We start from the raw sequence: 12,134 nt of genomic DNA on the forward strand, positions 1-12,134 counted from the left end.
ATTATAGTTTAAAAAAGTATCGACAAACTCATATCATTCCACATATCTAATAACTTTTCGCAGATTCTTTTTGCTTACATAAGTATTTAAGAACAATATGGTTGGCATTTTGAGCTCTGACTTCAAAGAAAAGTGATAATCGAATCAATAGCCAACTCAGAAATATTTTGAGCTGGCTACAATAATCAATCAATAGAGTAGTCTGTAGTTTGTTCTATTGATAATGATAGGACTTCATCGCTCGTCTTATGGGAAAAAAAGGCTCCATGATATCGCAATGGTGAGCACATTTTATTCTTGGGCTTATATTGAACTTGCTCACCATTATTGAGCGCCTCATTTAAAAGAATATCGCTGCCATTTCCTTGTATTTTAGATATCAAAATATTAAGCATCTCACTAAAATAAAACAATACATAGGGTGCTAAGCCAAGCTCTTCTTTAAACGCAGTGTTAATTTGAGAATCTACTGTATCTCCGATAAGACATTGAGCAACAAGATGGGCCAGTTCCTGTTTGTCGATTTCCTTAAAATAATCTCCTAAAGCTAGAAAATCCTTGTTCAGTCCATTGAGGTAAATGCGAGATACTTCTGAAACTTGAGCATTTTGTATTGTCGTCAATAAGGCGTCAGAAAATGCATCACCTTTAAAAACAGCAATTAAAATTTGCGCCAGAATTTTTCCAGTGATGCGTTTATCCTCTTCGGTTATTGAAGATAGATTCATTGCCCCAAAATCGAAGTGGGTAATTGTATTTCCTTGAATTTTGATATTTCCCCCATGACGATCCAAATCGGTATTGAATCCAGCCAAGCGTAAAGATAATTGAGTGACAACCATGGCTTTGGCAAGCGCGGTTTTGTAAGGTGAAGTTTTTAAGTCATTGAAATGTTCGCCTGGAGCGATAGTCACTCGCTTAAAGTTATCCCCAATTTTTTGTAGTTGTGTTACCTCATGAGTAAACTGATTGGTACCGACCACAACCCTGATGTTATGGTAGGATTGTACCGCGAGAGCGTTTGCCTGTTCTGCCAATTGCATATTTGTCTCTTCGCGCGCTGAACGTTGTGCTTCATTAACCATATTGGTTATAGGTTTAAGTTCAGGTTTTAATGCGACAATTTTATTTGTAGCCGCGCTCATTATGGTTAATTCGCGCTCCGCTTTTATTGCAGCATGGTCACGTAAGAACGTATCTGCCACTTTTGTTCCGTCGCTTAACGTATTAAATACGGTGAGACCAAATGAGCCTGCTCCCACCAAGGAACCGATGTTTATAACAGGATTGGGGTTATTCTCACTGTGCTCCAATAATCCATTTTTATCAACATACTCGACTAACTCCCAGCGTAATGGCGGGTCGAACAATGTTTTTGAGGAAGCTATATCTCTTTTTAAGTCCTCCGGTGTTTGTGGATGGCTGTGAATTGCTTGTAATAATTTACCACCCGCTGGTCCCATATGTGATAAAACCATATTTAATTTTTGACCAAGGGTACGTTTTGTGTCCTGCTCTTCTTGCATCGTTGCCACAAAAAGTGCTGTAGTAAGCAACCGACGTTCTGCTAGTTGAGCGACTCCAAGATAGGCATTGATAATTATTTTGGCGTATTCATTTTCATCAGCTGTATTTTGCTGTAAAACAGAAGTATTTGCTGAGGTGGGGAACACTTCATCAATGAGTTTTTGGATGATATCTAATTGCTCATTTTCTGTACTTCTTAAGGGAAAGAGAAGAGGCTCTAAATAAATGATTCTCATAGTTAAAGAAGAGGCTCTAAAGTTTTTATAGTAGTTTTGCAGCTGATCATCAATCACATCATCAATCACCTCTTCCGAAAATTTTAGAAATTTATACCCATACTTAGATTTGATATAATCGCGTAAGGTGCTCGTAGAACTCTGGTTTAAGGGCTTAGCAAGAAAGTCGAGAAGATGTTGTCTTAAAACTGGATCCTTGTTCGATTCGTTAATGAGCAACTCAATAGCAACTCCTTCATAAGATTTTGCAAGAGCGCTAGCAACTGAATTATGGTTGTAAGTGTCCCTCATAAGAAAAGCAACTTCTTTTTGTGCATTAATTTTGGTTGCTAAGGTGCTTAAAATAGTGAGTTGGGTTATTCCAACTGTATTTGCTCCAATATCATCTATTACTAATTTAATTAGTGTTAAATAATCGGTACTTCCGTCATCTTTTCCTAAATCAGCCACGATTAAATCCGTGAGTTGCTCAATCGCCCAGCTTCTAAATTCTGGATTTACAATATAGCCATCGTATTTTTTATCCAACTCTAGTGTGCCAATTTCTCTTGGTTTAATGACTTCGGGCTTAAATAAAGCTTTAAGACACTCCAACTGTTTCGGCGCTGGAAGTTTAGGTAGAATAGTCTTTATCTTTTCATGAGCTTCATGTCTCATTGATGGGATCTCTTGCAATAAATAATGCGCTACTGCAAAGCGATAATTTTTTATCAGTTCTTCACAATCTCCAATGTTAAGAGCGCGTTGAACTGTTTTATGTTTCAGTTGTGTAAAGAACGTATTCATGTTACTGACATACTCCTCCTCATTACGATCTAACCTACTTAAGTTATCCAATATAACGAACTCTTGTAAGGTCATTGATGTTTCAAATTCATAAGCAAGTCGTTCTGCTTCCAAGGCGAGTGTAATTGTCTCATAAGCAGGTTTTACTTTACTTGCAGCGTCAAGATCGTCTACGGTCTTAATCGATTGAGGATAATGAGAAAGTATTGAACGAAGAGAAATAGAGAATATATCCTTTAATTTTTTATTGGAATCTGGGATTATAAAACCTGATGTCTCTTTTAAGTGGCGTAACTTAAAGTAATCAGTCATCATAGTCGAAGATATTGGGTTCAATATAAATTGAATGAAGGGATGGTTAAGATACCAATATTTTGGCTTAGAGACAGACAGATAAGACCATTGGTTATCTTTAGGATAAAAATCTATAAAATGTGGAATGGCTGCTCGATCCCTGGTTGTATTATTCTCAAAAAAACCGCTTATTTGTGCTATATAATCTTCGTCTGCGTGAGGAAGAAACGTAGTTAATTCATCAAAAAACTTTCGTGCAAAAGGAGAGGCAACAGGAACAACCGAGTAATAGTTAAATATCAATCTTCCATATTGAAGAATAAAACGAGAGAAATCCGTTTTTAGCAATTCCCAATCAACATTAGAAACAACTTGATCTTCATAAAGACGCTTATTCTCTGATTCTCGTTGATGATAAAGCGTTAACATTTCCAAAGTAGTCTCAGGAGCAAAATGTTTCCATGGATAAGGATAGACTGTTAATAGCTCTGTGGCCACACCTTCTTTAGTTCTTACAAATTGCGCCCAAAGCGTTACCTCTTCAAATAATGTAGTAGCAAGATCAGGGTTATGAATAATCCAATGTAACTGATACTTCTCATTGTTTTCAATAAATCCAAGAATGTTTTTTGCCCAAGGATCTTTATCTAGATTCATGCCACTAAGGACTTTTTTTATGTTCTCAGAGTGCTCTTCTAAACACCAAAGAACCTGCTTTTGGTAGGGGGGATTCCATGAGCCGTGCACTTCTATAGCCGTTTTTACCTCTTGAATACTCGGGGAATAAAATCCTTTAAATTTAGAAGGAACTCGATAAATATTGATTTTTTTGCATAATGCTACAATTTCACTAGCAAAATGCTCTGCCTCTTCTTTTGTTTTGGCATCATAAAATTGTTCTAACGATTTTTTTAGGTCTTCCCGACGAGCAAGACATTGTGAATCTTTACCACCGCGTATCCAAACATGCTCTAAAGCATCAATAATTTTACGGTCAATATAAGAACCAGGAGAGATTTCTTTAGGTGAGACGATTTTGCTCTTTGAGTCAAATATTTTATGTCCCATAGTTACATCAGCTAAGCATTTAAATGCCTCTGATTGATCGGGTTGAGCAAAATCAACGGTTAATTGGTCAATATAACCCGCAATTTCCGCAAGTCTTTCGGCTGAGGTGCTATTTGTGGGTGGATAAATATCATTTAATAAGGTCGTAAGAGCGCCTAGTTTTTGGAGTATAGATAAATTTTCATAACCTATATCATTTAACCCCTTAGCAATGGGAGAGGTATAGGACACATTATTAACGGCTTTTTTGAATTTTTTATCCAATAAAGTAATCTTAGGTATGTTCGTAAGGATTCCATCTCGTTTTAAAGAAGTAATATTAGTTTCCATTGCGCGAATGCGTGACTTATCTGAAGGATGGGGATCGGTAACAGTCTGAATTAAATGAGCCCCTTCGTCTAATGAATCTGCGTGAGTTATATCCTCTATAGTGATAAGGTGGGCCTTATCTCCTCCTGCCCGTCGCAAAAAGTAAATGATGCCATCAGGATCGTATCCTGCTTGGTGTAATAATTTTACCCCTAAATTGTCTGCTGCTGTTTCCTCTATCTTATTGTGATGCTCTGTTTCTTGATGCTGCTTATAAAGTAATAAATGCCCTAATTCATGAGCAATCACACCAGCAAGCTCATCCTCACTTTGAACATTTTTTAAGAGTCCTTTGGTTATAATAAGAACAGGTTGTTTTCCTGTAGTAATTATTGAAGCATTTTCATTATCACTTCCAGATAATTGTAATTGGGGCATACAAAGAGTATTTGTCAGTGAATTTTTTTCAAAAATTCTTTGAATGATTGATTTAATTTTTTTTTCAATGAGTTCTGGATATGAATCTACTATTTGCAATTGTTCTTTTAATTCAATGGGTAGCAGTTTAGTTTTAAGCTCTTCATAAATTTCATTATCATTTCTTGGCACGTAAACTGATAAGTTGGACTTTGACATAGTTGTTCCTAATTTATGATAAAAGGGACTGATTCAACTCGAGATATCATCATCAATTTGAAAAGGACTTTAATTGGTCAGCAAGCGAAAATTTCATCTTTGTGTAACAAAAATCAATTTAAATTTAATCATTTTTAATTAAATATGTACAATCAATGTAATTTATAAGACATATTAAATTATTTGATATCTTAGAAGGTATCCGGAAAGTCCCTGCTGATGCCTAACACTCTACTGAGCTGTGAAAAAATATTTTCATATTGACTCGCAATCAGTTCTGTACGCTTCAAAATAGGTTCTGTCGCAAAAATCTGCGGAGCATTGAGCATCAGTACAGTTCAAATCAGAGACTATAAGAACAAGGAAAATAAAAAGATTCTTGATTTACTTAGAGAATCTATAAGAAGAGTTAACGGATGAATTTAAAGGGCTTTTCTATAACTCTAAAGGAACTCATCCCTTTTTCATCTCTTGAAAATAGATACCACGAATTAAATGATTATTATAACGACCCAATAGCCGGAGACACTCTTGCTAAACTCAAGACCTGGGCTCTCTTTACATGATACGATTAAACAAATCTAAGGTTATGTATAATAAAATGATTAATAATTTACTTACAGGAATGACATATCATCTCTCCTTCTGCAAGTATTGGGAATGGCTCTATATTTTTAAAAAACTCAGCGATGAACGCCGTTCTATCAAAAACAGAAATATTAGAAAATCCAATAGTATTCATTTTTAGAAAGATCTCATCCTTGGCAATCCCCCACAGAAAACGTTCCTGCACCCTATCAAGCCAGCAGATTACTGCAGGATGGGCTGATGTAAATTTAATAGTACCGTCTGGTTTTTTGTCCATAAAAGTGAAGATTAAATCCAGTGTCTTAAACAAGTGAAACAATTCGTTCAAAAGCGAGGTTACATTATGCTCAGTTAAATACATAAGTACGCCCTCAATAATTACCACGGTCTTTTTAGTCGCATCAAAGTTTGCATTATGTTGCAGAACTTCAGTGAGAGATGTCTCAGAAAGATCTGCTGATATAAAAGTAAAATTGGAGGAAAGATGACTCTTTAGTGCGTTTTCCTTCAAAATCTGAGTACTTGGGTGATCTATCTCAAGACAGGTTATGTCTCTATGTGTCCTTGCCAAACGCATCCCCAGAGTATCATATCCAGCTCCAATGATAACAATCTGGGTATAGCCCTTCCGTAGTGCTTCCAAGGCCAGTTTTTCGATATAATTTTTTCTTGAAATAACGTGAAGAATAAAACCTTTATTGAGTATTTTTTCGAATAAGCGTATCGACCAACGAATAAATCGATTCTTGATGGCGAATAAAAACACTTCAGGATATCTGATTACATGATAAGCCATCTCTCGACTTAAATGCCTGGCATCCGAGGAAACCAAATGTTTACTGGATTTATCTTCTGATCCAAATAAAACCGTTTTTAAAATCAGTTCAGCGGTGGCACTATGTTTCAGTTTATTCATAATCAGCTTAATTCTTTACTAAACATTTTTTTATAATATCGATACCAGTCGGATTGGAACACTTCATTAGGGTCATATTTTAATTTGAGTTTCAGAAAACTTATAAATTGTGGATAGGCTAAAAGAATTTGATCTTTGCGGGCCCATCGGTGATAAGTTAAATAAAAGCTTCCACCATATGCTTCTGCGCGGTCTATTATGAGCCGAAAATCATGTTTCGCTTTTTCGATTCCTTCTGGAGAGTGATCTACATGAAAATTAAATACAATTGCAGCATAATTATTTTTGGCCCAAGAAAGGTAACTTTCATTATCCTTTTTAATTAATCTCACTGTTCCATAGATAACATTCACATGGTATTTGCGAAAGTCCTCGCGTAGCTGATTAAATAATGTCGCTAAGTTATTACGGGGTACATAAATTTCACTAATCACTTCAGAAGAGCTTTTATTGATGTTGTCATGATAATCATTAACATATACCCCCATTTGGTTAGTATCAGAGCGATACCGCTGACCGTCAGTTTTCAAGTAATATTTGGAATAGACATCAAAGGCCTTTGACTTGTTAGTGTGAGCCAAATTAAGCAAATAAGTCCAGTCTTGAGTTGATAATTCATTTTGTTTTGTAGGTACTTGTCGAATGTTTTCCGAGACAGGCTTGTAAAAAGAATAAATCCCTCTTTCCATAAACCCCGATGATTGTGGATCAATATCAAATTGAAAATCCCCATACAGGTAGCCCTCAGCAATTTTTCTGGTGGCTTGGGGAATAAAATTTTTAATGTCAATAATTTTTACTTCCCGCTGTAAAACAACCACTGGCATTAACCGCAATTTCACTGTGGCAATAACACCAAATAAACCATAGCCACCAATCGCTAATTTAAATAATTCGTTGTTCTCTGTGCGACTGCAGTTTTTCAGGTTCCCCTGTGCATCTACAATGGAAAAAGATTCTACATCACTAATCACTGGAGACATATTGAGCCCACGCCCATGAATATTCGATGAAAGGGCTCCTCCCATACTTAAATTATCAGCCCCAGTCTGTTTTTGCCTTATCCCCCAGGCTTTATTATTTTTCTGATGTTTTAGCAGCCAATCGACAATCTTAGGCCACTCTATACCTGCTTCAACTTCCAAAATACCCTTTTTATCATCAAAACTAATAATCTTGTTATAATGCGACATGCTGATATTGACAGTGCCAACACCAAACTGCTGTCCTCCCATGGAGTGTCTACCGCCGCTGATGCTTACTGCTAAACCTTTTGACTTTGCATGTTTTATTATTTTACTTATTTCAGCAATAGAAGTTGGGTAGACAATACTGTCAAGTCGGGTTAGGTTAAGTTTTGAATGAATATCATTCAATTCCGGGCCGGGATTGTTTGCAGCCTGAGAGATGCCGCAAACTGTAAATAGAACTACTGCTTTAAAAATTTTTAAAATATACCTTTTCATCACTCAGGTCCTTTTGGGAGGTAACTGAAGCGTTACACCTTTAAAAATCATAAATAAAGCAATTACCTGAATCAAATGATACACAGAATTGTAATGAATATTGACTGAAAATGAAACTTGCGACTGTTGGATATAAGCAGCTAAAAAACTAATACAAATACCAGCAATTATCCAAAGACAAAATACTTTTTTATCTTTTTTAAGCACGATGAGATTTGCTATGAGTAAAAAAACTAGTGCAGGAAGATAATTATACATAGCTACAGCATAGTTCTGAGTAAAAAATATAACGATGACTGAGTAAGGAAGATAGAGCAGGATAACAAAAAGAATCCAGATAAATAATCTATCGATTTTGAAAAGATAGTAACCGCCTAAAATCCAACAAGACACAGCGGTGACGCCGAGGCTCAGTAATGTAAAAATCCACAGACATTTGTAATAAAGGCTTTCTTCATTAGCAAAAAATCCATGGACTACACCACCCAAAAAGGATGAAAAGGCAATCGATAGAAAGAATAATATCCATATACCAACAAAAGGACTATTTCCATGTCGGTACTGCCAAATCATCCAAGTGAACCCCAGGCAAACAAAAGTGATAAAAAAGTCAGTAATTGCAACATATATCTCCGTCATGGACTGTTCCTACACAATAGACTGCATTTAGCTTTTTAGTAAACCACAGTAGCGCATGGACATCCACTAAAGCATTCTTACTTTAGCCATAATGAACATCATTTATTAAGCCTAAACCTATACCAGAGATTAATAGCAAAAGCAGCTATGGCAACTTATTACACGCCGCGCATCCAGGTAGCGGACAATTGTCAACAGATACTGATTAATCAAGGAGTAAATATAATCTCTAATGGATAAGAGCGCTGTAATATGGCAGCCATATAGGGAAATCCCGTATTAAGCGATGCGAATACGGGCGGGCGTGGCAGCTCAATGCAAAATTGAGGTTTACCAACCAAATCTGAAGTCGAAAAGAGGCTTTTCGATCGATTTAGGCGTCAGTTTGGAAGTTAAAATTTTTAATTCATGATACCCATCAAGTACACTGTCTGCTACTGCAAGTGCGTCAGGAAAACAATAGTCGATTTGTTTGCATTCATTAGCAAGTACATGCAGATTTTTCCAATGGGTTATATTTTTGACATCGATTTTTTTAGAGTCAATTAACTGTTTATAACAGAAAAGTTCTAAAAATCTTTTTACTTTATCTGTGTCCGTCTTACGTTCAATTAAATTATGAAAAATTTTACCTATATGCAACTGCAATTTTTCTTGTGTCAACGGCAATGTATTATCAATTATAAATTCTGCTGCTGCTTTAAAAAAAGCAGAGAGCGCGACACTTTCTTGGGGTTGTGTCTGCGGTTTGAAAAAAGTGGAAGCTGGGGGCTTCTTTTTTCGCACAAAGAAATCTAAAAACTCACTGTTTTTTAAAGTCGAATCTAATAATAATTGGAGTGTTCCATGCTTATTCGCATCGTTTTTACGATCTTTCATTGCATCAGAGGCTGCAACAAATAAGGTTGGATCTATATTGGTCAAATGAGTATTTGTTAACATGGCTATGAATTCTTGATCACAGGGTGTTTTTTCACATTCTTTTAAAAGTATTCTTCTCAACGACTCTTGGTAGACCGTAATGCTCGCGGGATCATTAAGAATAGAATCATCAGGTATGATTTCTATAGCTTGGGTAAATACTAATTTAAGCAGGACTCCCCTGTTTTCTTTTTTCTCTCGGTTAAAAGAATCATAAACTTCGCTAAAAAAATGAGGATTGCTGGCTGCTTTTGTTATTAAATGTTTAAAAAACTCTTTAGGACGTGAATCATCGGAAGATGAGGAACTAATTTTCTCTGCCTCGTTCCAAAGTACTTGATAAAATATTTCTGGTTTTCGCATTTCAGGTTTGATTGATATTTTTTTGTATGCATCTATTTTTGAATGAATATAATTTTTAATATCAACACGACATGCACTACTCAAAGCTTTATTTTCATTAATGGCATTCTCATAATTTCCGAGCGCTTTGAATGCTTTCTTGAGCGCTTCTGATTTCCTGGTATTACCAAAATAACTGTTGACTATTCCCTCTACCGATTTATCAAAAATGTAATCGATTAATTGTCGGAGGTGAAAAAACTCACCATCAGTATCTATATTCAATGGTTTATTTGTTAGATTTTTAGCTGACTCCAACATGGGATTTATCACATGTTGGAGCGTACTGAGCTCCCTCATTTGTGTTGTGCACCATTTATAAACATCTTCAGGTACTCGTTCTTTCAACAGGCCTTTTAAATTTGCCAGCACACAATTACCTATTTTTTGGGATTTTACATGTTTGCCCCAGCTAAAACTAAAACCTAAATCTTTTAGTGTTTTATCATATTGATCGTAAAACCTCTTATAGCTGTCTTCACTACCATTGACTACACCCAATCCGGTAATTGTCTCAATTACTGTTCTTAACTTATTTAAATCTAAGCCAGCGGTATTAATGCGATAAACTAAATTATAATTTGATCTTTGGCCATTACCACGATTGCAATGCGTAATAATTAATTGATTTTTTTCTTTATATATTTGGGTATAGATTGCATGGCCATTGCAGTCATGCTCAATTGTTAAATCATGACCATAGAGGGTCTTTCGAATTCTTTTTAAAGTAATTTCCTTTTTATCTTCGATAACGATTGTTTTAATTGACTCAGAAAACCGATTAAAAACGCTTTTGTATTCCTTTAACTCAGAAGCAGTATATGTTTTTCCTTCTATTTGAATGTCTTGCGCAAGGACTGTTGATAATAGTTTTACAAATTCTTCACTAGCGGCTTTAACAACCAAACCTTGTTTTCTAACATGCTCTTTGTGATTAACTACTAAATCCACCATATAACCATGAAACATAGCAGACCAGAGAGGTAAAAAATTTTTACTTTCCTCATCATCTACATCACTTAACCATTTTTTCTTTTTAAGAATCGTTTCGTTTAATGTCGCTTTCTTTTTGGCGTTACCCTTTTTGGTCTTTATTTTATTTAGTTCTTCTTCTGCATCAGTTATTTCCTTTTTGACCCGATCATAAGCTGCAGAAGCAGGTTTATTAAGATTTTGTCGCGTTAAATCGGTCCGCATAAGTAGCTCAAATTCATGCGTAAAATCTACTATTTTTTTTACGGTGGGAATGGATACAACACGCTTATTTTTTTCTTTTTTTGATTGCATAATCTGGCCATCCTGACTAAATGCTTTATAAAAATACATAGTTAGTATATATAACACATATAGTTTTATTGTAAATCCAATTTTATGGATTTCGCTCAACTTGTATTAATACTTTAATTAGAAAATTAATTACGTACCTGTACCACTTCGCGAATCAACTCCAACCAGGCTTTTGCCGCAGTTGAAAGATAGGCATTGCGGCGCCATGTCATAGCCATATTCCATTGCAGCATGTCGTCATCAAGTAACAGAGAATGAATCTGTGGGTTTGGTCGCTCAGCGCTAATCATTCGTGGTAGAAAAGCAACCCCTAGGCCTGAGGAAACAAGTTCCAACATAAAATCAATCTGGCTGCTTTGTGCAACCACTTTGGGTTGAAAACCAACACGACCACATGCGTCCAGAATTAATCGATGCAAGGCAAAACCACTACCAAACAGGATGAAGGGAGTATCTTTAAGTTCTTTTAATGAAATAGAATCTCGAGCTGCAAAAGGATGGCTAGATGCCAAGAGCGCCACAATGGGTTCACTTCGAACTGGTTGACAATCAAACTCTTCAGAAATAGGCAATAAAGTTCCTGCAAAATCGATACTACCCGCGCGCAAACATTCTGCAAGCTTATCACTGCCATGCTCTATAAGTTCTACTTCAATACCAGGATAACGTTGGCTGTAGCGTGCAAAAAGCGGTGCAAATAAAGTGGAACTACCCACAGGAGAGATACCCAACCGAAGTTTTCCTTGCTTCAAACCACGAATCTCATCAAGCTCTTTAAGAAGATCGTCCCGATCTGCAAGAAGTTTAATTCCTCGGCGATAAACGATTTCACCTGCTGCAGTGGGTACATTATGGCGTTTAAAACGCTCAATGAGCGGCACTCCCAGTTCATCCTCAAGCTGTTTGATTGCTTTACTTACCGTGGACTGAGTGGCAAAAAGAAGTTCTGCTGCTTTGGAAAAATTACCTTGACGTACAACCTCTATAAATATACGAAGCAATTTAAATTCCATAACTATTCCAAATTAGAATGATTATTAGTCAATAAATTCATTTTAT

The 12,134-nt window shown here is 36.0% G+C and carries 6 protein-coding genes; all 6 read right to left on the minus strand.

Annotated elements, in window-relative coordinates; genetic code table 11:
• Positions 1 to 185: 185 nt before the first annotated feature.
• The gene (locus tag EL220_RS16525; RefSeq protein ID WP_027272573.1) at positions 186 to 4,856 is read right to left on the minus strand and encodes a M48 family metallopeptidase; all 4,671 of its coding nucleotides are present in this window, start codon (positions 4,854 to 4,856) and stop codon (positions 186 to 188) included.
• A gap of 613 nt (positions 4,857 to 5,469) precedes the next feature.
• Positions 5,470 to 6,360 (minus strand): class I SAM-dependent methyltransferase, encoded by an 891-nt coding sequence (locus tag EL220_RS16530; protein ID WP_027272572.1) that lies wholly within the window; start codon positions 6,358 to 6,360, stop codon positions 5,470 to 5,472.
• 2 nt (positions 6,361 to 6,362) lie between these two features.
• Complete coding sequence (locus EL220_RS16535; protein WP_027272571.1) at positions 6,363 to 7,826, minus strand: FAD-binding protein; 1,464 nt, start codon at positions 7,824 to 7,826, stop codon at positions 6,363 to 6,365.
• 3 nt (positions 7,827 to 7,829) lie between these two features.
• Complete coding sequence (locus EL220_RS16540) at positions 7,830 to 8,465, minus strand: DUF6962 family protein (RefSeq protein ID WP_027272570.1); 636 nt, start codon at positions 8,463 to 8,465, stop codon at positions 7,830 to 7,832.
• 330 nt (positions 8,466 to 8,795) lie between these two features.
• A complete protein-coding gene (locus EL220_RS16545; protein ID WP_027272569.1) occupies positions 8,796 to 11,075 on the minus strand; it encodes a hypothetical protein in 2,280 nt (759 codons plus the stop codon).
• A gap of 125 nt (positions 11,076 to 11,200) precedes the next feature.
• A complete protein-coding gene (locus EL220_RS16550) occupies positions 11,201 to 12,088 on the minus strand; it encodes a LysR family transcriptional regulator (RefSeq protein ID WP_027272568.1) in 888 nt (295 codons plus the stop codon).
• Between the last annotated feature and the right edge of the window lie 46 nt (positions 12,089 to 12,134).

The sequence above is a fragment of the Legionella sainthelensi genome (assembly GCF_900637685.1).
GTDB classification, from domain to species: Bacteria; Pseudomonadota; Gammaproteobacteria; order Legionellales; family Legionellaceae; genus Legionella; species Legionella sainthelensi.